The following is a 22,337-nucleotide window of genomic DNA, read 5'->3' as shown; positions in this document are numbered from 1 at the left end:
GGTGGGAATCGGCCGGGGGGTGAGAATCGGCGTCGTGCGCGGCCAGTCGTACGCCGCAGGGGTCAGGAGGCGGGTCTGCCCAGGCCGTCGCGGAAGAGGCGGAGCACATTGCCGCCGAGGATCCGGGCGATGTCGCCGTCGGCCCAGCCGCGCCGCAGCAGCGCCTCGGTCACCAGGGGAAGCCCGGCGGGGCCCTCAAGACCGGGCAGGAACTGGTCGGTGCGCACGCCTTCGACGACCGGGTGCGCGCAGCAGGGCGGGGTGGTGTCGGCCATCACTTCCTGGACGAAGTCCGGTCCCAGGCCCACGTGTTCGAGGCCCGCGACGTCCACGAGGTGCTCGATGTGATCGACGAGGCGGTCGAGGGTGTAGTCGCTCTCGTGGAGGAACGGAGCGAAGAAGTTCACGCAGATCACGCCGCCGTTCGCGGCGGTCGCCCGCACCTGGTCGTCGGTGAGGTTGCGGTGGTGGTCGCGGAGCGCACGCGCGGCGGAGTGCGTGGCGATGACCGGCCGGGACGCCAGCTCCAGTACGTGGTCGACACCGGCGGCGCCGAGATGGCTGATGTCGAACATCATGCCGATGCGTTCCATCTCGGCGAGCGCGGCCACACCCGCCCGGGTCAGCCGGCTCCCGGCCGCGTCCTCTCCGCTGCCGTCGGCGAGCGGCGTACGTCCGAAGTGCGCGAGCGACGCGATCCGTACGCCCAACCGGTGCAGCGTCTCCAGGAGTTCGATGTCGTCGGCGACGCCCGGCGCGCTCTCCAGGGCAAGCACCAGGGCGATCCTCCCGTCGGCCAGGGCGGCGTCCACCTCCGTGCCGTCGCCGCAGAGCCGGACGGCGTCGGCGTTGCCCTCCGCGAGGCGGTGCGCCGCCTCGACCATGCGCAGAGTCCGCCGCAGCGCTCCCTCGGGCCGGTAGGTGTCGTCGATGAACACGGGCAGCACCTGTACGTCGACGCCGCCCGCCAGGAGCTGGGGCAGCCACCGCTCGCGGAAGAACCCCGCCCACCGGTCGACGGGCCGTGCCGTCACCGCGCAGAGCAGGTCGTTGTGGGTGTCGGCGACGACGCTGCGCCGGTGCAGTGCGGCGGCTTCATCCGATGCCGTGGTCATGTGCGGGTTCCCTTCGGCCGGCGGTCACGGAGGCGCCGGGGTCCTCCTCGATCAGCGAGTGTCGCGTCGATCGGGGAGGCGGCGATTCGTTCCCGCGCACAAGAAAGAACAGGGCGGCTGGTGCCGCACGACAAGCGAGTCCGGGCCGCCGTGGAACCCGACGATCATTCAGCCGGAGGGCTTCGGGCGGCTAGCGGCCGCGCAAGTGGTGGCGCTTGCACCACGCGACCACCGCGCCCGCGAGCCCCGTCACCGCGATGAAGCCCATCGCGACGAGGAAGGCGGGGGAGGTCGGCGTCGACGCGCGGGCGCCCGCGATGACGTACGCGGCGGTGTTCGGGATCGACCCCAGGCCCGTCGCGAGCAGGAACGGCAGCCAGCCCATGCGGGACACCGCCGCACAGTAGTTGGCGGCCGCGAACGGCACCCCGGGGAACAGCCGCGCCGCCAGCATCGACCGGAAGCCGTGCCTGCTCAGCTGCCCGTCGGCCGCTTTCAGCCAGCGCCCGCGGAGCAGCGGGCGCAGCGCGTCCTGCCCCAGCATCCTGCCGAGCCCGAAAGCGATCCCGGAGCCGAGGACCGTGCCCGCGAGCGCCGCGGCCAGGCCCGCCTGCGAACCGAAGAGGGCGCCTGCCGCCAGATTGAGCAACGGACGCGGCACGAACGCGGTGGTGCACACGCCGTACGCGACGGCGAAGACCACCACCGCCGCGGCGCCGCCGAGCTGCGCGGGCCAGCCGTCGGACAGGAGCCGCTGCGGCTCGAAGAGCAGCACGCACGTTCCGGCGGCCGCGAGCAGCGCCACCAGCAGGGACAGCCGCGACCACGGCGAGAGCAGCACTCTGGTGCAGCGCTCGGCGAGACCCTGCGGGCGGGCTGCGGCTGAGTCGAACATCCGGGGAGACTAACCGACATATGTGTGTGATCGCCGTATGGAGCGTCTCACGCACGTCACAGTTCTAAGGTGCGTCCCATGAGCGTGACCGTTCCGCACAGCCCCCTGGCCGACACCGTCATGGAGCGGCTGACCGCGACGTACGCGGCGTCGGCCGACCCGGCGCGGGCCGCGCAGGCGCAGGCGTACATGAAGGACATCGCCCCCTTCCTCGGCCTGCCCACACCCCTGCGCCGCGAACTGTCCCGCACGGTCCTTGCCGGGCTCCCGCGCCCGGACGAGGCGGACTGCGCGGCCATCGCGCTGCGCTGCTGGGAGCTGCCGGAGCGCGAGTACGCGTACTTCGCGGTGGACCATCTGCGGCGGCACGTGAAGCGTCTCTCGCCGGGCTTCCTGCCGGTCGCCCGGCACCTCGTGACGACGGTTTCCTGGTGGGACACGGTCGACGCGCTGGCCGCGCACGTCGTGGGCGGCCTGGTCGCCGCCGACCCGGAACTCAAGGCCGCGATGGACGCGTGGATCGGCGACGAGGACCTGTGGGTGGCCCGCACCGCCCTCCTCCACCAGCTCCGTTACAAGGACGCCACCGACAGCGAGCGCCTCTTCGCCTACTGTCTGCGCCAGTCGGGGCATCCCGACTTCTTCATCCGCAAGGCCATCGGCTGGTGCCTGCGCGAGTACGCCAAGACCGATCCGGACGCCGTACGCGGCTTCGTCGAGCGGGAACGCGGCCGCCTCGCGCCGCTCTCGGTGCGCGAGGCCCTGAAGAACCTCTGAGGGCACCGCACTTCACGTACCGCCCCAGCCGTCACACCGCCGGTCGGCCGGGTGAAAACCATTCGACGAACCCCTGCCCGTCGGCGATGATCTGCGACATGTTCCGGTACGCCTTTCACGCAGACACGTCCGCAGTCGCGGACGTCGCGAAGGCTGCCGTCCTCCTCTGCGCCGCGTTTCCCGTCGACGGCGCCCGACGCTGACCCTCCCCGGACACTCCGGCGGACCCCATAGGGGGAGGGTCGGTACGGCCCCGGGGTCCCCGTCCCGAGCGCGCACGCGACGCCGTGCGCCCCGGACTTCAGCTTCGAGTTCCGAAGAAGGAACCGCCATGCCCAAGACGGCTTACATCCGCACGAAACCCCACCTCAACATCGGCACGATGGGCCACGTCGACCACGGCAAGACCACCCTGACCGCCGCCATCACCAAGGTCCTCAGCGAGCGCGGCACCGGCACGTTCGTGCCCTTCGACCGCATCGACCGGGCCCCCGAGGAGGCGCAGCGCGGCATCACCATCAACATCGCGCACGTCGAGTACGAGACCGACACCCGGCACTACGCGCACGTGGACATGCCGGGCCACGCCGACTACGTGAAGAACATGGTCACCGGCGCCGCGCAGCTCGACGGGGCGATCCTCGTCGTCTCCGCGCTCGACGGGATCATGCCGCAGACCGCCGAGCACGTCCTGCTCGCCCGCCAGGTCGGCGTCGACCACATCGTCGTCGCGCTCAACAAGGCCGACGCGGTCGCCGACGGCGAGGACGCCGTGCTGACCGACCTCGTCGAGCTGGAGGTGCGCGAGCTGCTCTCCTCGCACGGGTACGGCGGCGACACCGTCCCCGTCGTACGGGTCTCGGGGCTGAAGGCGCTGGAGGGCGACCCGCGGTGGGCCGCCGCCATCGAGGCGCTCCTCGACGCGGTGGACACCTATGTGCCCATGCCCGAGCGGTACGTCGACGCGCCCTTTCTGCTGCCGGTGGAGAACGTGCTCACCATCACCGGGCGCGGAACCGTCGTCACCGGGGCCGTCGAGCGCGGCACGGTGCGGGTCGGCGACCGGGTGGAGGTGCTCGGCGCCGAGACGGAGACCGTCGTCACCGGCCTGGAGACGTTCGGGAAGCCGATGGAGTCCGCGCAGGCCGGCGACAACGTCGCGCTGCTCCTGCGCGGGGTGCCACGCGACGCCGTACGACGCGGGCACGTCGTGGCGGAGCCGGGCAGCGTCAGTCCAAGCCGCCGTTTCACCGCCCAGGTGTACGTCCTGTCGACGAAGGAGGGCGGCCGGTCGACGCCGATCGCGACCGGCTACCGGCCGCAGTTCTACCTCCGCACCGCGGACGTGGTCGGCGACGTCGACCTCGGCGGAGCCGCCGTCGCCCGGCCCGGCGACACCGTCACCATGACGGTCGAGCTCGGCCGCGACATGCCCCTGGAGACGGGCCTCGGCTTCGCCATCCGCGAGGGCGGTCGCACCGTCGGCGCGGGCACGGTCACCGAGGTCGGCTGACGTCCGACGCCCGCCTCCCGCGGGGATCCACCCCCGGGGGAGGCGGGCACAATGGAGCGGTGACAGAGGACGAACGCGCGGACGAGCCCATGGCCGTCATCAAGGACGTCGATCACGGCACGGCCAAGCTGATGCCCGACGTGGACCGGCCGCACGCCTGGCTGCTCACCGTCGACGGGGCACCCCAGTCGTACGTCGATCTGGACGAGCCCACCTACCTGGAGTTCGAGTACGCGCAACGGCTCGCCCATGTTCTGGACACCGCGGGCGACGCCGACCGCCCGCTGGACGTGATCCACCTCGGCGGCGGCGCGCTCACCCTGCCCCGCTACGTCACCGCGACCCGGCCCGGCTCCCGGCAGGACGTGGTGGAAGCGGACCGGGGGCTGCTCGAACTGGTCACCGAGCGGCTGCCGTTGCCCGACGGCTCCGGGATCACCGTGCACGGCGCGGACGCCCGGCAGTGGCTGGAGGCGGCGGCCCCGGACAGCGCCGATGTACTCGTCGCCGATGTCTTCGGCGGCTCGCGGGTGCCCGCCCATCTGACGTCGGTGGCCTACGCGCGCGCCGCGGACCGGGTACTGCGCCCGGGCGGCCTCTACGCGGCGAACCTCGCCGACGGGGCGCCGTTCGGCTTCCTCCGCTCCCAGCTCGCCACGTTCGCCGAGGTGTTCGGCCAGGTCGCGCTGATCGCCGAACCGACCGTGCTGCGCGGTCGGCGCTTCGGCAACGCGGTGCTCGTCGCCTCGCACGAGCCCATCGAGGTCGAGGCGCTGGCCCGGCGGACGGCGGCCGACGTCTTCCCGGCACGCGTCGAGCACGGGGCGGCGCTCAGTCTGTTCACCGGTGACGCGAAGCCGGTGCGGGACGAGGACGCCGTCGCCTCACCCGAGCCGCCCGACGGGGCCTTCAGCATCGGCTGAGGGACCGGTCGCGGGCTCGGCCGCGGGCCCGTCCGCAGGAGCGGACGAGGGCTCGACCGGGAGCCCGGCCGCCAGCTCGGCCGACGGCTCCACCAGGGGCGTGGCCGCCTTGGCGACCTCCTTCGACGACGCGCGCCGCGTCAGATTGCGCACGTCCGGCACGAAAAGCACCAGCGCCGTCACCAGGACCACCAGCGCCGCGCACCCCCACAGTGACGCCGAACGCCCGAAGGCGGTCTCCGCCGGGCCCGCGAGCGCCGTGGCGAGGGGGACCATCGCGACCGAGCCGAACCAGTCGTACGCGGCGACGCGCGACAGCTTCTCCTCGGGGATCTCCTGATGCATCGCCGTCATCCACGAGACGCCGAACACCTCGATCGCGACGCCGCTGACGAACATCACCGCCGCGAGCCCCCACACCGGCAACGGCACCGCCAGCGCCGCCGACGGCGCGGCGAGCGGGAAGACGCAGAGGGTGCCCGCGAGGAGCAGGCGCCGCGGCTTCCACCGCATCATCAGGAACGCGCCGCCGACCGTGCCCGCACCGAACGCGCCGAGCGCGAGCCCCCAGGGTCCCGCGCCGCCGAGCTCGTCCCGGGCGACCAGCGGCCCGAAGACCGCCTCGGCGGCGCCGACCACCGCCACCACCACGGAGAACTGCGCGACGATCGCCCACAGCCACGGCCGGCCGATGAACTCCCGCCAGCCCTCCCGCAGATCGGAGAGCAGCCCGCCGCCGGGTACGCGCGCAGGAATGTGACTCACGTCGAGGAACGACCGCAAAGATCCGGCCACCGCGAACGCCACCGCGTCCACCGCGAGCACCCAGCCGGGCCCGAGCCCGGCGACCATCAGACCGCCGAGGGCCGCGCCGCCGAGGCCCGCCCCCTGCATCGCCATGCGGTACAGCGCGAAGGCGCGGCTCGCCTGTTCGCCGCTGACGGTCGACATCAGCATGCCTTCGGCGGCCGGGCCGAAGAACGCCTGGCCAGTGCCGCCGAGCGCCGTGAGCAGCATCATCGACCACAGCGGGGGAGTGCCGGAGATGACGAGCACCGCGAAGACCGCCTGCGAGAGGCAGTTGAGGGCGTTGGCCGCGACCATCACGTGGTGGCGCGGCAACCGGTCGGCGACGGCGCCGCCGATGAGCAGGAACAGCACGAGCGGCAGCGTGCGGGCCGCCGCCACCAGACCCACGTCCCCGCCGTCACCGCCCGAGTCGAGCACGGCGAACGCCGCCGCGATCAGGGCACCGTGGCTGCCCAGATTGGTCACGATCGCGGCGGCGGTCAGCAGGCTGTAATTGCGCCCGGCCCAGGAGGGGCGGCGAACGGCGGCGGGTTTGGTCACCAGGGGACTATCCCCGCCGGAACACCGACTTGCCAAACCGTTTCCGTACGGGGCCGGAACCCCTCCGAAGGCTCGGCGGCTCAGGACTCCGAGGGGTCCCCGTGCAGCCGTACCGTGCTCAGGATCTTCTGCACCGTCGCGTCGGGGATCTCGTCCTTCACGCCCTTGGCGCCGTACAGCGACCAGGCGACGTACTCACCGTCGGCGTTCTTGAAGGAGAACGTCGTGGCCTTGCCGTCCGAGTCGCACTTGTCCTCCTTGACGACGCCGGAGGTCGTGGAGGTGGCGACGCTTCCCTTGATGCCCGACGCGGTGGTGTACGACTTCACCTTGCTGATCTTGATGCGCTTCTTGTCGGCCTTCTTCTGGCCCGTGTAGCCGCCGAAGACCCACCAGGCGGAGTCGTTGCGCGCGACATCCTTGGTGTTCTTGGCGCCGTTCTGGCCCTTCGTGCCGACGGCGCCGAGGGCGGTGTCGTCCTTCGTGCCGTCCTTGTCGTCGTCCGAGGAGCACCACTTGGACTTGTAGTGCGCGGGCGCGGACATGCCGATGAGCACGCTGCCGTCGCCCTTCTCGTTGTCCTCGAAGCCGATGAAGGTGTCCGGGGTGTCGACCTCCCAGTCGGCCGGGACGTCGAAGGCCGTGCCCCACTTGGGGTTCACGACGACCTGCCAGCCCTTGACCGTCGGCTTCGGACCCTTGTCCGTGCCGCGCTCGCTGCCGCCGTCGCCCGTCGGGCTCGGGGTCGGCTTCGGGGCGGCGGACTTGGCGGGAGTCTTCTTGTCCGCCTGGTCGTCCTTGTCGCCGCCCAGGACCAGGAAGCCCGTCACACCGGCGGCCACCAGGACGGCCAGGGCCGCGACGATCGCGGTGACCTTCGTCTTGTTTCCGTCCCCGCCACGGCCGCCGCCCGGCTGGGGCGGCATGGGAGGCGGCGTGGGTGCGGCCCACTGCGGCTGCTCAGGCTGCGAGAAGGCGCCCGGGTGCGGCTGCTGCTGGTATCCCGGCTGCTGATACGGGTTCGGCTGCTGGTACCCCGGCTGCTGGTACGGATTGGGATTCTGGTCCTGCGGGTTCTGCTCGCCCCCGGGCGGCTGCTGTCCTGGCCACATGGGCAGTAACCATAGAGGGGCTTGTGGCCTGATGTCATCGCTGACCCCCCTGGGGGACCGGCACATCGGGTCACAAGCCCCGGTGGGGTACGAAACGCCTCAGGATTCCGTGGGGTCCCCGGACAGCCGGACCGTGTTGAGGATCTTCATCACCGTCGCCTCCGGGATCTCGTCCTTGACGCCCTTCGCCCCATAGAGACTCCATGCGACGTACTCGCCGTCGGAGTTCTTGAAGCCGAACGTGATCGCCTTGCCGTCCGAGTCGCACTTGCCGTGCTGCGGCGTGTTCTTCGACTGGGCGCGGGCGATGCTGCCCTTGATGCCGGTCTTGGTGGTGAAGGGCTCTGCCTTCTTGTCGGACGTGACGCTCTTCTTGTCGGGCTGGGTGTACCCGCCGAAGACCCACCAGGGCACCTGGTTCACCGCGACCTCGTCGGTGGACTTCGCGCCGTTCGCGCCCTTCGTGCCGACGGCGCCGAGGGCGGTGTCGTCCGCCGTGCCGTCCTTGTCGTCGTCGGAGGTGCACCACTTCGACTTGTAGTACGCGGGTGCGGACATCGTGATCAGCGGCTTGGCGTCGGCGCCCTTGCTGGCGTCCTCGAAGCCGATGAGGGTGTCAGGGGTCTGCACCTCCCAGTCGGCCGGGACGTCGAAGGCCGTGCCCCACTTGGGGTTCACCACGACCTGCCAGCCCTTGACCACCGGCTTCGGACCCTTGTCCGTGCCCCGCTCGGAGCCGCCGCCACCGGTCGCCGGGTCCGTCTCCGGCTTCTTCGGGGCGGACTTCGCGGGGGACTTGGACGGCTTGGCGTCCGCCTCGTCGTCCTTGTCGCCGCCGAACACCAGGAAGCCGGTGACACCGGCGGCCACCACGACCGCCGTCGCCGCGACGATGGCGACCAGCTTGGTCCTGCCGCCGTCGCCCCCGCCTCCGCCGGGCTGCTGCGGCACACCCAGAGGTGCGGTCGGCGCACTCCACTGGGCCTGCTGCTGATACGGGTTGGGCTGCTGATAACCCGGTTGCTGGTATCCCGGCTGCTGATACGGGTTCGGCTGCTGGTACCCCGGCTGCTGGTACGGGTTGGGATTCTGGTCCTGCGGGTTCTGCTCGCCCCCGGGCGGCTGCTCTCCTGGCCACATGGCCGGAAACGATACGGGGTGTTGGAGCGGACACGTCACGCCCGCGCGGGAGACGAGGCGGCCGTGACGGTCCGGCCGTTCAGGACTTCGGCTGCTTCATCTCCCGCACCGTGCCGAGCATCTTCCTGACGGTCGCGTCCGGGACCTCGCCGCTCACGCCGGTGGCTCCGTGGAAGGACCAGGAGGCGAAAGCGCCCTCGGAGTCCTTGAACGCGAAGACCGTGGCCTTGCCGTCCGAGTCGCACTTGTCCTTCTTCTCCACGCCCGAGGACGAGGCGTTCACCACACTGCCCTTGAGGCCCGACTTCGTGGTGAAGGGCTCGGCGGCCCCGGTACTGACCTTCTTCTTGTCGGGCTGGGTGAAGGCGCCGTAGACCCACAGCCCGGCGTCCTTGCTCGCGGCCTCCTCGGTGCTCCTGGCCCCGTTGTTGCCCTTGGTGCCCGCCGCCGCGAGGGGCGTGTAGTCCGTGGTGCCGTCCCTGTCCTCGTCGGTCCCGCACCACTCCTCCTTGAGGTACGCCGGTGCGGCGAAGGCGACGATGGGCTTCTCTTCGGGGTCGTCCGCCTCCGCGACCCAGCCGGCCCAGTCGGCCGACTTCAGCTTCCACCCCGGGGGCACGTCGAAGGCGATGCCGCGCTTGGGGTTCACGACGGTCTGCCAGCCCGGGATCGTCGGCTTCGGACCGCGGTCCTTGCCGCGCTCCGATTCCCCGGACCTGGTTGGAGCCGCGGACGAGGACTGCGCGGGGTCCGGCTTCGCGCTGTCGTCCTTGTCACCACCGAGCACGACGAAGCCCGTGACGGCGGCGGCCACCACGACCGCGGCCGCCGCGACGATGGCGATGACCTTGGTCCTGTTGCCGCCGCCTCCTCCGCCCCCGCCGTTTCCTTGCGGCGCCTGGGATGGGCCACCGGGCACGGTGGGCGCGTTCCACGGCGCGGGCTGCTGATACCCCTGCTGCTGATAACCCGGTTGCTGATACCCCGGCTGCTGGTACGGATTCGGCTGCTGGTCGGGCCCGCCCCCGGGCTGCTGCTCTCCTGGCCACATGGGCAGCAACTCTAGGTGACCGCGATCTACGCCGAGCACGCTCCTGGTCAAGAACGCTACTCGTGGGTAACATCCCGGTCATGAGCGCTGACCAGATGTCGATCGGCGAGATGCTCGCCGCCACCGTGCCGATGGCCCGGACCCTGAACCTCGAGTTCCGTGAGACCACGCCCGAGAAGGCCGTGGTCGCCCTGCCCGACCAGAGCGAATACCACAATCACGTCGGCGGGCCGCACGCCGGAGCGATGTTCACGCTGGGGGAGTCGGCGAGCGGGGCGATCGTGCTCGCCGCGTTCGGCGAGCAGCTCTCGCGGGCCGTGCCCCTCGCCGTCCGCGCCGACATCGCGTACAAGAAGCTCGCCATGGGGCCGGTGACCGCCACCGCGACCCTCGGCCGCCCGGCCGCCGAGGTCGTCGCCGAGCTGGACGCGGGGCAGCGCCCCGAATTCCCGGTGGCGATCGCGATCCAGCGCGAGGACGGCGCCGTGACCGGCGAGATGACCGTCGTCTGGACGCTGCGCCCCAATAACTGAGTCGCGTAAGGGCGTTCGCTTCCGTACGTTCGTTGAACACACGGCGTCGCGTCGGCCGGGTCACGGGGGTCCCGACCGGCGTGGCGCCGTTCCCCCTCCCTGAATTCCCGCCATTCCCACCGGTCTTCTGTTCACTTCATTGACACGAGTCAGTGGCCGTCATAGTTTTCCCGCCGCCAGTGGGCCGACGTCGTTCAGGGGAGTCGCCGCATGAGTCGCAGGAGAAGAACGGGAAGAACGGGACGCAGCACGTCCGCCTTCGTCGTCATGGCCGCCGCCGCGGCCCTGCTCACCCCGCACACCGCGCAGGCGGCCCCCGAGGACGCGTCCCGGCCGGGCGGCGGCACGCTCGTCCGTACGGACGCGGGCTGGCTGCGCGGTGAATCCACCTCCGAGGGGCGGCAGTTCCTCGGCATCCCGTACGCACAGCAGCCCGTCGGCGGCCTCCGCTGGAAAGAGCCACGTCCCGCCACGTCCTGGCACGGCGTGCGCGGTGCGACCTCCTTCGGCAACCGCTGTGTACAGACGTCCAGTTGGGACCCCGGATACGAGAACCCCAGCCACACGGAGGACTGCCTCGACCTCAACGTCTATGTCCCCGAGGGCAAGCGCGAGCCGCGTCCCGTCATGGTCTGGCTGCACGGCGGCGGGCTCACCGCGGGCGCGGGGGAGGACATCGTGCCCGACGCCTTCGCCCGGCGCACCGGCACGGTGGTCGTGACCGTCAACTACCGCCTCGGCGCGATGGGTTTCCTCGCGGGCAAGGGCCTCGACAAGGAGGCGTCCGACCACGTGTCGGGCAACTACGGGATGCTCGACCAGCAGGCCGCGCTGCGCTGGGTGCGCGCCAACATCGGCTCGTTCGGCGGCGACCGGCAGCGCGTCACCATCGCGGGCGAGTCGGCGGGCGGCCGCTCCGTCTGCACCCAGCTCGCCTCACCCACCGCCAAGGGCCTCTACCGCGGGGGCATCGTGCAGAGCGGCGCCTACGGAGACTGCGCGGCCCGTGAGCGCGAGGAGGCGCTCACGCAGGGCGCGGCGTTCGCGAAGAAGGCGGGCTGCCCGGACCAGGCCGCCGCCCCCGCCTGCCTGCGCAAGAAGCCCGCGGCGGAGATCCTCGCGGCGCAGGCCGGGTTCGACTGGGGCCCGGTGGCGGGCGGTGACTTCCTGCCGGTACAGCCGACGGACGCGTACCGCGAGGGGACCGCATCCCGCGTGCCCGTCCTGAACGGCGCGAACAGCGACGAAGGACGGCTCTTCGCCTACGGTCAGTTCGACGGGCAGGGCAAGCCGCTCACCGAGGCGCAGTATCCGGGCGCGCTCACCCGGACCTACGGCGCGGAGCTCGGGGCGAAGGTCCTCCAGCGCTATCCGCTCGCCGGGTATGCCTCACCGACGCATGCGTACGCGGCCACCCAGGGCGACCAGATGTTCGCCTGCTCGGCGCTGCGCATGGACAGGTCGCTCGCGGGCCGCGGGCCCGTCTACGCCTACGAGTTCGCCGACCGCACCTCGCCGCCCTTCGCCTCGATCCGCGACGCGGGCAGGACGTTCGACTTCGGGGCGACCCATGTCAACGAAGTGCAGTACCTCTTCAAGCACTTCGGTCTCGCGTCGCCGCTCAATGCCGAACAGCGTGACCTGGCCCGGCAGATGGTCCAGTACTGGGGTTCCTTCATCCACGGCGGTGCGCCGCGCGCCGATGACCAGCCCACCGCGCCCGACCAGCGGACGCGGCCCGGCCAGGTGCTCTCGCTGCGCACCGCGTCCGCCGGCGGGACCGAGCTGAGCACCGCCGTGGGGCGCGAGCACCGGTGCGACCTCTGGGACCGCCAGGGTGCGACCCCGGCCGACGCCGGGTGAGCGGGTAGGCTGCCCGGCGTGCGCGGCCCTGGGGGGAGCGCGCACGCCGGGTACAGACACACCAGCACAGGAGGAACCGGCCTTGCACGTCCAGGAATGGCTGGAGACCGTACCGGCCGTCAGTATCTACGCGCTGGTGGGCGTGGTCATCGGTCTGGAGAGCCTGGGCATCCCGCTGCCGGGTGAGATCGTCCTCGTGTCCGCCGCGCTGCTCTCCTCGCAGCACGGCGAGCTCAACCCCGTCGTCCTGGGGATCTGCGCCACCGCGGGCGCCATCATCGGCGACTCCATCGGGTACGCGATCGGACGCAAGGGCGGCCGGCCGCTCCTGGCCTGGCTGGAACGGAAGTTCCCCAAGCACTTCAGCGCCGCGAACGTCGGAAGCGCCGAGCAGTCGTTCCAGAAGTGGGGCATGTGGGCGGTCTTCTTCGGCCGCTTCGTCGCCCTGCTCCGGATCTTCGCGGGTCCCCTGGCCGGTGTGTTGCGCATGCCGTACTGGAAGTTCCTCATCGCCAACGTCCTGGGCGGCATCATCTGGGCGGGCGGCACCACCGCCGTCATCTACTACATCGGTGTCGTCGCCGAGGACTGGCTCAAGCGGTTCTCGTACTTCGGCCTGGCCATCGCCGTGCTGATCGGCGTCGGCTCCATGCTGCTCGTCAAGCGCCGCGCCAAGAAGGCGGCGGCCCGCTCCGCGGAAGAGGCCGGGAGCGGTGCGCAGCCGGCGGCCGATCCGGTCTCCGTCCCGGCCGCCGACTGACGTCACTTGGCGTGGGCGTCCCGGTGGGCCTTGGCCAGCTCGACGTACATCGTGCCGTTGAGGGTGATGCCCGCCCGCTCCTCGTCGGTGAGCGGGCGGCGCACCTTGGCGGGCACGCCCGCGACGAGTGAACCGGGCGGCACGACCATCCCCTGCGGCACAAGGGCCTGCGCCGCGACCAGCGAACCGGCGCCGATCACCGCGCCGTTGAGGACCGTCGCGCCCATGCCGATCAGACAGTCGTCCTCGACAGTGCAGCCGTGCAGGACGGCGTTGTGGCCGACCGAGACCCGCTCGCCGATGGACATCGGGAAGCCCAGGTCGACGTGGAGGCTGCAGTTGTCCTGGATGTTGCTTCTCGCGCCGACGACGATCGGCCCGCCGTCCGCGCGGAGCACCGCCCCGTACCAGGTGCTCGCACCCGCGTGCAGCGTCACCTCGCCGATGACGACCGAGGTGGGCGCGGTGAAGGCGTCCTGATCGATCTTCGGGTCCTTGCCGCCGATCCCGGTGATGAGTGCCTCGTGGCTCATCGGATGTCTCCATTCGTACGTGACGCGCGCCTGGCGGAACCGTACGGGACGGGGGCGGGTGTGCCGCCCCGTGGGGTGAAGATCACAGGGGGCCGGGACTGCCGGGCGGCGCGGGGCTGAGTAACGTGAGCGCGTGCCGAAGAACAGGAACACGTTCTCATCCGCGGTCGCCGACTGGCGCCGCCGCGCGACCCAGCGCGCCGTCCACGCGGGCTGGGCATGGGTGCAGCGGACGGGCGCCGTCACCGCGCAGCGGCCGGGGCGGCTGCGGTTCGGCGCGCTCGGCGACCACACGAAGCTCGCGTTCCCGCAGGGGACCGTCTTCGGTGAGCCGTGGATCCGGATCGGCGACCACTGCATCATCGGCGAGCAGGTCACCCTCACCGCCGGGATGATGCCCGACCTCGACCTCGGCCCCGACCCGATCCTGCGCATCGGCAACGGCGTCGTGCTCGGCCGCGGCAGCCATGTCATCGCCGACACCACGGTGACGATCGGCGACGACTGCTACTTCGGGCCCACGGTGTACGTGACGTCCACGAACCACTCGTACGACGATCCGCATACGCCCATCGGCAAGCAGTGGCCGCGCATGGAGCCCGTCGAGATCGGTCCGGGCTGCTGGATCGGCACGAACGCCGTGATCCTGCCGGGGGCGCGGATCGGGCGCAATGTCGTGGTGGCCGCGGGCGCGGTCGTGCGGGGCTCCGTGCCCGATCACGCCGTGGTGGCGGGAGCCCCCGCTCGCGTCGTGCGCACGTGGGACGCGGACAAGGGGTGGCAGCCGCCGCTGCGGACGCCCGCGCCGGTGCCTATTCCTGACGGGGTCACGCCGGAACAGCTGGTCGCCCTGGGCGAGCTGGACGATCTCGACCTGGGCGAGCAGGTCTGACACGGCGCGGCAGCGGTCAGCTGGCCAGCAGCACCGTGCCCACCAGCGCGAGCCCCGCGCCCGCCGCCTGCACGCCCCGCAGCCGTTCCTTCAGCACCGCACGTGCCGCGAGCGCGGTGATCACCGGGTAGGTCGAGGAGAGCACGGCGGCCAGGGTGACCGGGCCGTTCTGTGCGGCCAGCGAATACGTGCCGTTGGCCGCGACATCGGCCAGGCCGACGAAGGCGAGCGCCGGGAGGGCCGCCCAGATGAGCCCCATGCCCGTGCCCTCGGGGAGCGCGAGGCCACCTCGCCGCACGGAGACGAACAGCGCGGCCCCGCCCGCCGCCACGTTCGTCACGCGCTGCACGAACAGGGCGAGGAACAGCCCGGTCAGGTTGCTCGAAGCCTCGGAGATGAGGGCGAGTACCGCGCCGAAGCCGAAGGCCGCGAGCAGCGTGAGCAGGACCGCCTGCCGCTGCACGGGGGCGCCGCGCAGCTCGGGGCCGCCCGCGAGCACGATGCCCACGATGGCGACCGTGAGCCCGGCGAACTGCGGGACGCCCGGCCGCTCGCCCAGGAAGAGGCCGACCCCCACCGGTACGACGACGCCCACGGAGGCGAGCGGTGAGACGACGCTCATCGGGCCGATGGCCAGGGCCTTGTAGAAGGCGAGCATCGCCACCGGGCCGAGCAGGCCCGCGGCCACCGCGAACCACAGCTGCGGCCCCCACTCCGTCCAGCCGCCGGTGGCGACGACGATGATGCCGAGGACGAGCACGGCGATGGTCTGCGAGGCGACGACGACGGTGAGCGCGGGGATGCGCCGGGTCAGCAGTCCGCCGCCGAAGTCGGCAAGGCCGTACATCAGGCTGGTGGCCAGAGCGAACAGTGCTGTCATCGAAGATCCTCGCAGTACAGTGTGGTGAACCTTTAGGTGCACCACACCGTAGTTCAGTATCGTAAACCCTGTCATCCAAAATATTGGACGGAATGTGTCTGACCTTGATCAGCTCACGCAGTCGCTCGCCCGCAACCTCAAGCGCTGGCGTTCGGAACGGGGCTTCACGCTCGATGCGCTCGCGGCCCGCGCGGGCGTCAGCCGCGGCATGATCATCCAGATCGAGCAGGCCAGGACCAACCCCAGCGTCGGCATCACCGTGAAGCTCGCCGACGCCCTGGGCGTCAGCATCACCACGCTCCTCGACTACGAGCAGGGCTCGCACGTCCGCCTCGTGCCGCCGGAGCAGGCGGTGCGCATGTGGTCCACGGAGGCGGGCAGCAGCACGACCCTCCTGGTCGGGACCGAGGCGCGCGGGCCCTTCGAGCTGTGGGCGTGGAAGCTGATGCCCGGGGACGGCAGCGACTCGGACGCGCACCCGCCGGGGACCATGGAACTGCTGCACGTGTCGGCGGGCGAACTGACGCTCGTCGTGGACGGCGTGGAGCATCTCGTGCCCGCGGGATCGGCCGCCTCGTTCGAGGCGAACGTGGGGCACGGCTATCACAACAAGGGTGCCGAGCCGGTCGAGATGACCATGTCGGTGTCGGTGCCGCCGGCCCACGCCTCGTCGTACTGACGCCTTCCTTGGCCTGTTAGCGTGCGGCCATGCGTGCACCCATGGGAAATTTCGACGACGTCCGCCCCGCGCCCGAGGTCCTCGGCCTGCTGGTCGCGCCCGTCGCCGACGCCGTGCGCGGATGGAGCGGGACCGTACCCGCCGAGCAGGTCCTGCACGTCGACACCGAGCCGGCGTGGGCCGACACCGCCACGTTCGTGGAGCACTACGGCCAGGACATCCTTGAGCAATCCGCGAACTGCGTCGTCGTCGCGGGCAAGCGCGGCGGCGAGACCTCGTTCGCCGCGTGCCTGGTCCTCTCCACGACCCGCGTCGACGTGAACGGCGCCGTGCGCCGCCAACTCGGCGCCCGCAAGGCCTCGTTCGCGCCGATGGACACGGCCACCGGCGAGACCGGCATGGAGTACGGCGGCATCACCCCGATCGGCCTGCCCGCCGACTGGCCGCTGCTCGTGGACGCCGCCGTCGTCGACCTGCCGTACGTCCTGGTCGGCAGCGGCAGCCGCCGGGGCAAGCTCATCGTGCCCGGCAAGGCGTTCGCCGAGCTGCCGAACGCGGTGGTGCTCGAAGGGCTCGGCACCGCCTGACGCGGGAGGGGCTCCGGTAGCCCGGCACGGGCGGGTTCAGGCCCCGCTCACCCGCACACCCCTCCCTCGCGCAGCCGGGCGATGGCGTCGGGGCCGCGCCCCAGCTCGCCCAGGATCCGCTCGGTGTGCTCGCCCGCGGCCGGCACCGGATCCATGCGCGGGGCCACGCCCTTCAGGTTCGCGGGCGGCACCAGCGCCTGCACGGGGGACGAGTTGCCCGGAATCGCGACCTGCCGCCAGCGGTCGCGCTCGGTGAGTGCGGGATGGTCGAGGAACTCGGCGACCGAATTGACGCCCGCGTTGGCGATGTTGGCGCGATCGAGCAGCTCCATCGCCTCGTCGCTGCCGAGTCCGGCGAAGCGCGCCGAGATGATCGCGTCGAGTTCGTCGCGGTGCGCGACCCGGTCCGAGCCGGTGGCGAACTGCGGATCGTCGGTCAATTCGGGTCGCCCGACGACCTGTTCACACAGCGCGGCCCACTCGCGCTCGTTCTGCACCGACAGCAGGACGTCCTTGCCGTCGGACGCGGTGAAGGGGCCGTACGGCGCCACCGTCGCGTGCCGGGCGCCGACGCGCGGCGGCTGCGTGCCGCCGTAGCGCGTGTAGTACGCGGGCTGGCTCATCCACTCGGCGAGCGCGTCGAAGAGGGAGACCTCGACGGCCGGTGCGCGCCCGGTGGTCGCCCGGGTGAAGAGCGAGGTGAGGATGCCGCTGTAGGCGTACATCCCGCCCGCGATGTCCGCGACCGAGATCCCCGCCCGCACCGCCTCGTCGGGTGTGCCGGTCAGCGAGAGCAGCCCGGTCTGGCACTGGACGAGCAGGTCGTACGCTTTTCGCTCCGCCCAGGAGCCGCTGGTGCCGTACCCGCTGACGGTGCACGGGATCAACGAGGGGTAACGGGCCTGGAGTTCCTCCGCGCCCAGGCCCAGGCGGTCGGCGGCGCCGGGGGCGAGGTTCTGCACGAACACGTCGGCGCCCGCGAGGAGTTCGTGCAGGATCTCCTTGCCCTCCGCGGACTTGAGGTCCAGGGTGAGGGACTCCTTGGAGCGGTTGAGCCAGACGAAGTAGCTGGCCTGGCCGTGCACCGTGGTGTCGTAGCGCCGGGCGAAGTCGCCGCCCCCGGGGCGCTCGACCTTGATCACGCGGGCGCCGAGGTCGGCGAGCTGGCGGGTGGCGAAGGGAGCGGCGACGGCCTGCTCCAGGCTGACGACGGTGATGCCCTCCAGGGGGAGCTGACCGGCCGGTTCGTGGTGCGTCGTCGCCATGACTGCCTTTCGTTCGCGGGTGTTGCCTGAGTCTGTACGGTCACACGGGACGCCCCATCATTCGCCGTCGCCCACCACCGACTTGGACACGAGCCGCCCGTCGGCGAAGCAGAGGCGGTAGCCGTCGGCCGACATGAAGCGTGTGCTGAAGTACGCGCAGTCCTGGCCGCGCGGCGTCGCGGGCGCGCCGTCCGGCGGGCCGTCCCGGGTGAAGTCCGGCAGCCGGGACTCCACCTCGTCGCGCGGCTCACCGGCCGTCAGGCCGTCGTACACCTCCCGGTCGAGGACGGAGAAGACGGAGCTGATCAGGCTGAGGGGGATCATGAGCAGCAGGATTCCGGCGAGGACCGCGAGCGGGGCCAGGACCGCCTGGGCGAGCCGCCGTCTGATCTGCCGCCTGGCCTGCTCCAGTTCACGGGCGGACGTGGTCGGCCGGGGTGTGCCGACGGCGCGCGGGGCGGCCCCCGCCGCGGGGAGTTCGGCACTCACCTCGAAGCCGCCGTCGTCCGTGGGGCCCGCGCGCAGCGTGCCGCCCGCCAGGCGTACCCGTTCGTCGAGGCCCACGAGTCCGCTGCCGCCCGATGCCACTCCGGGCAGGCGGCCCGCCGGGGCCCGGTCGTTCACCACCGTCAGGCGCAGCGTGTCGCCGTCCCGCGTGAGGCGGACCCGGGCCGCCGCTCCGGGCGCGTGCTTGGCGGCGTTCGTCAGGGACTCCTGGAGCACGCGGTGGACGGCGAGCCCGACCATCGGCGGCAGGTACTCCGTGGCCCCCGACCGTTCGAGTGTGACCTCGACGCCGGAGGCCCGGGCGCGTTCGACCACGGTGTCCGCGCTCTCCTCCGACGGCGCGCGCGGTGGCACATCGTCGTCGGCCCGGAGCACGCCGATGATCTCCCGGAGCCGTTCGGTCGCCGCGCCCGCCGCCTCGCGCAGCTCGCCGACGGCCGCCTGCTGGCGGGCGTCGAGGGTGGGATCGACCTCAAGGACGGCCGCCCGGACGGCGATGAGCGTCAGGTCGTGGCCGAGCGAATCGTGCATGTCGCCCGCGATCCTGGCCCGTTCACGGATCCGGGTGCGGTCGGCCACGGCCTGCTGCTCGTGCTCCATGCGCTCGGCGAGCCGCCAGCCGGTGGCCATCAGGTCGGCGTACTGACGGCGGTACCGGCCGAGCAGCCAGGGCAGCACCACGCCGATGAGCAGCGTCAGGAGCATCGTGGGCCAGCCCCACAGATCGTTCGACACGAGCGCGCAGAGCACGAGCCCGGCCACGGCTGCCGCCCCGAAGAACCACAGCGCGGGGCGCACCGCGATCGTACGGCTGCCGGCGAGGTACCCGAGGACGGCGAGGGCCGCCCAGTACACGGGCGTCAGCATCTCCGGGTCCGTCATCAGGCTCAGGGCCACGGGCACGGCGAGCGCGACGAGCGGCCACCGCCTGCTGAACGCCACGGCGCCCCCGAGCAGCGGGACACCCACGGCCGCCACGACCGCGTCACGTCCGTCCAGTCCGAGGGCGAGCGAGACCGGTGGCGCGCACACCACGAGCCACAGCCCGATGTCGAAGAGCCGGGGAAGCCAGCCGTGTATGCCGCGCATCGGCTCAGCATCGCCGATCATGCCCGTCCCGCGCGCCCCACGAAAGTAGGGGATCACCCGGGAACCCTTGCCTCCGTGGCGCGTTCCGCAGAGCTCACTCCTCGCCGACGAGTCCCGCCTCGTACGCGAGGATCGCGGCCTGTACCCGGTTCTTGAAGCCGAGGCGGGCCAGGACCTGGCTGACGTACGCCTTCACCGTGCCCTCGACGACGTGCAGCCGCCCGGCGATCTCCGCGTTCGACAGACCGGCCCCGACCAGCGCGAGCACCTCGCGCTCGCGCGCCGTCAGTGCGTCGGTGCGGGCCCGCGCGGTGGCCTGCTTGCCGAGCTGCCCCGCGCCGAGGTGGGAGATGACCCGCCGCGCGATCGACGGGGAGAGGTACGCGCCGCCCTCGGCGACGGCCTGCACCCCGGCGATCAGCTCGCGCGGATTGCCTGACTTGAGGAGGAATCCGGCCGCTCCCGAGCCGAGCGCGCTCGCGATGTACTCGTCCTCGGAGAACGTGGTGAGCATCGCCACCGCCGTGCCGGGGGCCACTTTGTGCAGTTCGGCCGCCGCCTGGAGGCCGTCGAGCCGGGGCATGCGGATGTCGAGGAGGCACACGTCGGGGCGGTGCCCGAGCGCCAGATCGATCGCCTCGCGCCCGTCGGCCGCCTCGGCGACGACCTCGATGCCCTCGGCGGTGCCGAGGATCGCCCGCACCCCGGCCCTGATCATCGCCTCGTCGTCGGCAAGCAGCACTCGGATCATGCGAGCACGCTACCCCGGCCGCCGGGGACCTTACGAAAGTCGGGGGCAGGCGCTGACCAAGGTCCCCTGCCCCCGCCCGCACCGCTTCGTAGCGTCCCTCTTGTGACCGCCCGTGCCACCGAAGACGCGGGCACCGAGAGGGACTTGGAGGAGGTGGGGGCGATGCTCACGCCCGGAGCACCCCGCGTCGGGCCGACTTCGTACAAGGGGCGGGCCGGGTGTTTGCGATCGCCGTTCATCTGATGCTCATGAGGGTCCTGACCATCGGCCTCGCGGCCATCGTGCGCAGTTCAGCCGGGGCCAGCACCGTGCTGTTCGTGCTGCTCCTCGCGGCCTGGACGGCCGCCTCCCTGACTCTGGCCATGGTGATCCTCAGGCGCCGCGACGCCTGAGACCTCCTCCGCCCTTCTCCGCCCTCCTCCGCCCAAGACCGCCCCTCCCCGAACGGAGACCAGATCTGTCATGCCCTCGACATCCGCTTCCTCTCTGATGCCCCCCTCCTCGACGTCCTCCGCTCCCGCCGCCTCCAGTCCCGCCGTCTCCAGCTTGTACGTCACCTCCATCGCCGACTCCGAGGAGCAGATCCGGGCCGCCCAGCGGCTGCGGTACCGCGTCTTCGGCGAGGAGATGGGCGCCACGCTCCACACCTCCCTGCCCGGCCACGACATGGACGCCTTCGACGACCTCGTGGACCACCTGATCGTCACGGACACCTCCACCGGTGAGGTCGTCGGCACCTACCGGCTGCTCCCGCCCGGCCGGGCCGAGCGGTCCTACTCCGACAGCGAGTTCGACCTGCGCGCGCTGGAAGGGCTGCGGTCCTCCACGATCGAGACGGGCCGCTCCTGCGTGCACCCCGACCACCGCTCCGGTGCCGTGATCAACCTGATGTGGTCGGCGCTCGCCCGCTACGTCCTGCTCTCCGGCCACCGCTACCTCGCGGGCTGCGCCTCGGTGCCGCTGTCCGACGGCGGCAGGGCGGCGTCCAGCGCCTGGCTGCTCGGCACGTCCAAGCACGCGTCGCCGCCCGAGCTGCGGGTGCAGCCCCGGCGCCCCTGGGTGCCCACCGCGCCGCCGGTCGAGCGGCCCTCCTATGCCGATCTGCCGCCGCTCCTGAGGGGGTATCTCCGCCTCGGCGCGTGGATGTGCGGGGCGCCCACGCACGACCCCGAGTTCGACGTGGCAGACTTCTTCGTCCTCCTCGACATGGACCGGCTCGGCGACCGCTACCGCCGCTACTTCCTCGGGGACACGCAATGAGCCCCACGGCGGCCCCGGCAGCCCCGGCGGTGTTGTGCACCCCCGCCTGCGTCACCCCCTCGGCGCCGGAGGTCTCACCGGCCGAACTGGCCCGCCGGTACGCCGCGTTGGCGTACGAGATCGGCATCGGCGTGGCGCAGGGTGAGCGGCTCGCCGAACCGCGCGCGCTGCGGGCGCGGGCCCGGGGCATCCTGGGCGCGCTGGGCGTACGCCTCGAGGCGGGGCCGGAGCGGCTGACGGTGACCGGTTCCCGTCCCGGCACCCTGATCGTCGCCAATCACATCTCCTGGCTCGATGTCGTCAGCCTCCTCGCCGTCGAACCGGTGACGGTCCTCGCCAAGCGGGAGGTGGGCCGGTGGCCGGTCATCGGCTCGCTCGCCCGGCGGGCCGGGTCCCAGTTCATCGACCGCGACGAACTGCGTCAACTGCCGCACGTAGTGGACGAGTTGTCTTCGACCCTGCGCTCGGGCCACTCCGTCCTCGTCTTCCCGCAGGCCACGACCTGGTGTTCCGTGGCCGGTGGCCGCTTCCGACGGGCCACCTTCCAGGCGGCGGCCGACGCGGGCGCCCCCGTACGCCCGGTGACCATCCGCTACTACCAGCACGGCGTCCGCAGCACCACGGCCGCCTTCCTCGGCGACGAGACCTTCGGGGCCTCGCTGCACCGTGTGGCCCGCGCCCGGGGACTGACCGTGCGGGTTACCCCGCACGCCTCGCTGCGCCGCTCGGACCGCCGCGAGCTGGCCGCCGAGGCCCAAGCGGCCGTCGGGGCCCATGAGATGCCCGCGCATGTCTGAGCTGCTCGGCCGCCTGGCCGACCTGCTCCAGGCCCGACTCGACTCGCCCTGGCTCTGGCTGATCG

Annotated in this window: 23 protein-coding genes; 12 read left to right on the top strand and 11 right to left on the bottom strand. The window is 71.9% G+C overall.

Features of this window, described 5'->3' with window-relative positions; all coding sequences use genetic code 11:
- Window positions 1-62: 62 nt before the first annotated feature.
- Both AB0E78_RS38765 and AB0E78_RS38760 read right to left on the bottom strand, forming a co-directional pair.
- Window positions 63-1,115: a dipeptidase gene (locus AB0E78_RS38765; RefSeq protein WP_361843434.1), complete on the bottom strand. Its 1,053-nt coding sequence runs from the start codon at window positions 1,113-1,115 to the stop codon at window positions 63-65.
- A gap of 190 nt (window positions 1,116-1,305) precedes the next feature.
- A complete protein-coding gene (locus AB0E78_RS38760; RefSeq protein WP_361843432.1) occupies window positions 1,306-2,010 on the bottom strand; it encodes a VTT domain-containing protein in 705 nt (234 codons plus the stop codon).
- Between the two features lie 78 nt (window positions 2,011-2,088).
- Between AB0E78_RS38760 and AB0E78_RS38755 the strand changes: the two genes are divergently transcribed.
- From AB0E78_RS38755 to AB0E78_RS38745, 3 genes are all read left to right on the top strand, one after another.
- Complete coding sequence (locus AB0E78_RS38755; protein ID WP_361843430.1) at window positions 2,089-2,787, top strand: DNA alkylation repair protein; 699 nt, start codon at window positions 2,089-2,091, stop codon at window positions 2,785-2,787.
- Between the two features lie 331 nt (window positions 2,788-3,118).
- Window positions 3,119-4,300 (top strand): elongation factor Tu, encoded by a 1,182-nt coding sequence (gene tuf, locus AB0E78_RS38750; protein WP_361843427.1) that lies wholly within the window; start codon window positions 3,119-3,121, stop codon window positions 4,298-4,300.
- An 89-nt stretch (window positions 4,301-4,389) separates the two neighbouring features.
- The gene (locus AB0E78_RS38745) at window positions 4,390-5,223 is read left to right on the top strand and encodes a fused MFS/spermidine synthase (RefSeq protein WP_361843579.1); all 834 of its coding nucleotides are present in this window, start codon (window positions 4,390-4,392) and stop codon (window positions 5,221-5,223) included.
- Here AB0E78_RS38745 and AB0E78_RS38740 read toward each other — a convergent pair.
- The 4 genes from AB0E78_RS38740 to AB0E78_RS38725 form a co-directional block, all read right to left on the bottom strand.
- Window positions 5,185-6,576, bottom strand: coding sequence for an MFS transporter (locus AB0E78_RS38740; RefSeq protein WP_361843576.1), 1,392 nt, complete (start codon window positions 6,574-6,576; stop codon window positions 5,185-5,187). The genes AB0E78_RS38745 and AB0E78_RS38740 overlap by 39 nt on opposite strands.
- A 77-nt stretch (window positions 6,577-6,653) precedes the next feature.
- On the bottom strand, window positions 6,654-7,685 hold the full coding sequence (locus AB0E78_RS38735) for a hypothetical protein (RefSeq protein WP_361843424.1): 1,032 nt from the start codon (window positions 7,683-7,685) through the stop codon (window positions 6,654-6,656).
- A gap of 99 nt (window positions 7,686-7,784) precedes the next feature.
- Window positions 7,785-8,825, bottom strand: coding sequence for a hypothetical protein (locus AB0E78_RS38730; RefSeq protein ID WP_361843421.1), 1,041 nt, complete (start codon window positions 8,823-8,825; stop codon window positions 7,785-7,787).
- A gap of 79 nt (window positions 8,826-8,904) precedes the next feature.
- Window positions 8,905-9,876, bottom strand: coding sequence for a hypothetical protein (locus tag AB0E78_RS38725; RefSeq protein WP_361843418.1), 972 nt, complete (start codon window positions 9,874-9,876; stop codon window positions 8,905-8,907).
- 80 nt (window positions 9,877-9,956) lie between these two features.
- Between AB0E78_RS38725 and AB0E78_RS38720 the strand changes: the two genes are divergently transcribed.
- The 3 genes from AB0E78_RS38720 to AB0E78_RS38710 all read left to right on the top strand — a co-directional run bounded on the left by AB0E78_RS38720 (window position 9,957) and on the right by AB0E78_RS38710 (window position 13,032).
- A complete protein-coding gene (locus AB0E78_RS38720) occupies window positions 9,957-10,409 on the top strand; it encodes a DUF4442 domain-containing protein (RefSeq protein ID WP_361843415.1) in 453 nt (150 codons plus the stop codon).
- A gap of 210 nt (window positions 10,410-10,619) precedes the next feature.
- Window positions 10,620-12,272: a carboxylesterase family protein gene (locus tag AB0E78_RS38715; RefSeq protein WP_361843412.1), complete on the top strand. Its 1,653-nt coding sequence runs from the start codon at window positions 10,620-10,622 to the stop codon at window positions 12,270-12,272.
- Window positions 12,273-12,354: 82 nt separating this feature from the next.
- Entirely contained in the window at window positions 12,355-13,032 is a 678-nt protein-coding gene (locus AB0E78_RS38710; protein WP_361843409.1) for a DedA family protein, read from the top strand.
- 2 nt (window positions 13,033-13,034) lie between these two features.
- Here AB0E78_RS38710 and AB0E78_RS38705 read toward each other — a convergent pair whose 3' ends face one another.
- On the bottom strand, window positions 13,035-13,565 hold the full coding sequence (locus tag AB0E78_RS38705) for a gamma carbonic anhydrase family protein (RefSeq protein ID WP_361843405.1): 531 nt from the start codon (window positions 13,563-13,565) through the stop codon (window positions 13,035-13,037).
- Window positions 13,566-13,698: 133 nt separating this feature from the next.
- Between AB0E78_RS38705 and AB0E78_RS38700 the strand changes: the two genes are divergently transcribed.
- On the top strand, window positions 13,699-14,457 hold the full coding sequence (locus AB0E78_RS38700) for an acyltransferase (RefSeq protein ID WP_361843402.1): 759 nt from the start codon (window positions 13,699-13,701) through the stop codon (window positions 14,455-14,457).
- A gap of 16 nt (window positions 14,458-14,473) precedes the next feature.
- Here AB0E78_RS38700 and AB0E78_RS38695 read toward each other — a convergent pair whose 3' ends face one another.
- Window positions 14,474-15,337 carry a DMT family transporter gene (locus tag AB0E78_RS38695; RefSeq protein ID WP_361843399.1) on the bottom strand — a complete coding sequence of 288 codons (864 nt, stop codon included), beginning with the start codon at window positions 15,335-15,337 and terminating at the stop codon, window positions 14,474-14,476.
- A gap of 94 nt (window positions 15,338-15,431) precedes the next feature.
- Here AB0E78_RS38695 and AB0E78_RS38690 point away from each other — a divergent pair, with 94 nt between their 5' ends.
- Both AB0E78_RS38690 and AB0E78_RS38685 read left to right on the top strand, forming a co-directional pair.
- The gene (locus AB0E78_RS38690; protein WP_361843396.1) at window positions 15,432-16,016 is read left to right on the top strand and encodes an XRE family transcriptional regulator; all 585 of its coding nucleotides are present in this window, start codon (window positions 15,432-15,434) and stop codon (window positions 16,014-16,016) included.
- 29 nt (window positions 16,017-16,045) lie between these two features.
- Window positions 16,046-16,603, top strand: coding sequence for a YbaK/EbsC family protein (locus AB0E78_RS38685; RefSeq protein WP_361843394.1), 558 nt, complete (start codon window positions 16,046-16,048; stop codon window positions 16,601-16,603).
- Between the two features lie 47 nt (window positions 16,604-16,650).
- Here AB0E78_RS38685 and AB0E78_RS38680 read toward each other — a convergent pair whose 3' ends face one another.
- From AB0E78_RS38680 to AB0E78_RS38670, 3 genes are all read right to left on the bottom strand, one after another.
- Entirely contained in the window at window positions 16,651-17,868 is a 1,218-nt protein-coding gene (locus AB0E78_RS38680; RefSeq protein WP_361843392.1) for a CaiB/BaiF CoA-transferase family protein, read from the bottom strand.
- 57 nt (window positions 17,869-17,925) lie between these two features.
- On the bottom strand, window positions 17,926-19,464 hold the full coding sequence (locus AB0E78_RS38675) for a histidine kinase (protein ID WP_361843389.1): 1,539 nt from the start codon (window positions 19,462-19,464) through the stop codon (window positions 17,926-17,928).
- 94 nt (window positions 19,465-19,558) lie between these two features.
- On the bottom strand, window positions 19,559-20,215 hold the full coding sequence (locus tag AB0E78_RS38670; protein WP_361843386.1) for a response regulator transcription factor: 657 nt from the start codon (window positions 20,213-20,215) through the stop codon (window positions 19,559-19,561).
- 248 nt (window positions 20,216-20,463) lie between these two features.
- Here AB0E78_RS38670 and AB0E78_RS38665 point away from each other — a divergent pair, with 248 nt between their 5' ends.
- From AB0E78_RS38665 to AB0E78_RS38655, 3 genes are all read left to right on the top strand, one after another.
- The gene (locus tag AB0E78_RS38665) at window positions 20,464-20,607 is read left to right on the top strand and encodes a hypothetical protein (protein WP_361843384.1); all 144 of its coding nucleotides are present in this window, start codon (window positions 20,464-20,466) and stop codon (window positions 20,605-20,607) included.
- 70 nt (window positions 20,608-20,677) lie between these two features.
- Complete coding sequence (locus AB0E78_RS38660; protein ID WP_361843381.1) at window positions 20,678-21,475, top strand: GNAT family N-acyltransferase; 798 nt, start codon at window positions 20,678-20,680, stop codon at window positions 21,473-21,475.
- A complete protein-coding gene (locus AB0E78_RS38655) occupies window positions 21,472-22,272 on the top strand; it encodes a lysophospholipid acyltransferase family protein (RefSeq protein WP_361843379.1) in 801 nt (266 codons plus the stop codon). The genes AB0E78_RS38660 and AB0E78_RS38655 overlap by 4 nt, the downstream gene beginning before the upstream one ends.
- Window positions 22,273-22,337: the final 65 nt, after the last annotated feature.

This window comes from Streptomyces sp. NPDC032198 (genome assembly GCF_040636975.1).
In the GTDB taxonomy this organism is placed as follows: domain Bacteria; phylum Actinomycetota; class Actinomycetes; order Streptomycetales; family Streptomycetaceae; genus Streptomyces.
This window is presented reverse-complemented; position numbering and strand designations above follow the sequence as displayed.

What these genes read in the sequence shown, in the direction of transcription:
- AB0E78_RS38765 (WP_361843434.1), bottom strand. Translation starts at nt 1,115, where the DNA reads ATGACCACGGCATCGGATGAAGCCGCCGCACTGCACCGGCGCAGCGTC.
- AB0E78_RS38760 (WP_361843432.1), bottom strand. Translation starts at nt 2,010, where the DNA reads ATGTTCGACTCAGCCGCAGCCCGCCCGCAGGGTCTCGCCGAGCGCTGC.
- AB0E78_RS38755 (WP_361843430.1), top strand. Translation starts at nt 2,089, where the DNA reads ATGAGCGTGACCGTTCCGCACAGCCCCCTGGCCGACACCGTCATGGAG.
- tuf (WP_361843427.1), top strand. Translation starts at nt 3,119, where the DNA reads ATGCCCAAGACGGCTTACATCCGCACGAAACCCCACCTCAACATCGGC.
- AB0E78_RS38745 (WP_361843579.1), top strand. Translation starts at nt 4,390, where the DNA reads ATGGCCGTCATCAAGGACGTCGATCACGGCACGGCCAAGCTGATGCCC.
- AB0E78_RS38735 (WP_361843424.1), bottom strand. Translation starts at nt 7,685, where the DNA reads ATGTGGCCAGGACAGCAGCCGCCCGGGGGCGAGCAGAACCCGCAGGAC.
- AB0E78_RS38730 (WP_361843421.1), bottom strand. Translation starts at nt 8,825, where the DNA reads ATGTGGCCAGGAGAGCAGCCGCCCGGGGGCGAGCAGAACCCGCAGGAC.
- AB0E78_RS38725 (WP_361843418.1), bottom strand. Translation starts at nt 9,876, where the DNA reads ATGTGGCCAGGAGAGCAGCAGCCCGGGGGCGGGCCCGACCAGCAGCCG.
- AB0E78_RS38720 (WP_361843415.1), top strand. Translation starts at nt 9,957, where the DNA reads ATGAGCGCTGACCAGATGTCGATCGGCGAGATGCTCGCCGCCACCGTG.
- AB0E78_RS38715 (WP_361843412.1), top strand. Translation starts at nt 10,620, where the DNA reads ATGAGTCGCAGGAGAAGAACGGGAAGAACGGGACGCAGCACGTCCGCC.
- AB0E78_RS38705 (WP_361843405.1), bottom strand. Translation starts at nt 13,565, where the DNA reads ATGAGCCACGAGGCACTCATCACCGGGATCGGCGGCAAGGACCCGAAG.
- AB0E78_RS38695 (WP_361843399.1), bottom strand. Translation starts at nt 15,337, where the DNA reads ATGACAGCACTGTTCGCTCTGGCCACCAGCCTGATGTACGGCCTTGCC.
- AB0E78_RS38685 (WP_361843394.1), top strand. Translation starts at nt 16,046, where the DNA reads ATGCGTGCACCCATGGGAAATTTCGACGACGTCCGCCCCGCGCCCGAG.
- AB0E78_RS38680 (WP_361843392.1), bottom strand. Translation starts at nt 17,868, where the DNA reads ATGGCGACGACGCACCACGAACCGGCCGGTCAGCTCCCCCTGGAGGGC.
- AB0E78_RS38675 (WP_361843389.1), bottom strand. Translation starts at nt 19,464, where the DNA reads ATGCGCGGCATACACGGCTGGCTTCCCCGGCTCTTCGACATCGGGCTG.
- AB0E78_RS38670 (WP_361843386.1), bottom strand. Translation starts at nt 20,215, where the DNA reads ATGATCCGAGTGCTGCTTGCCGACGACGAGGCGATGATCAGGGCCGGG.
- AB0E78_RS38665 (WP_361843384.1), top strand. Translation starts at nt 20,464, where the DNA reads ATGAGGGTCCTGACCATCGGCCTCGCGGCCATCGTGCGCAGTTCAGCC.
- AB0E78_RS38660 (WP_361843381.1), top strand. Translation starts at nt 20,678, where the DNA reads ATGCCCTCGACATCCGCTTCCTCTCTGATGCCCCCCTCCTCGACGTCC.
- AB0E78_RS38655 (WP_361843379.1), top strand. Translation starts at nt 21,472, where the DNA reads ATGAGCCCCACGGCGGCCCCGGCAGCCCCGGCGGTGTTGTGCACCCCC.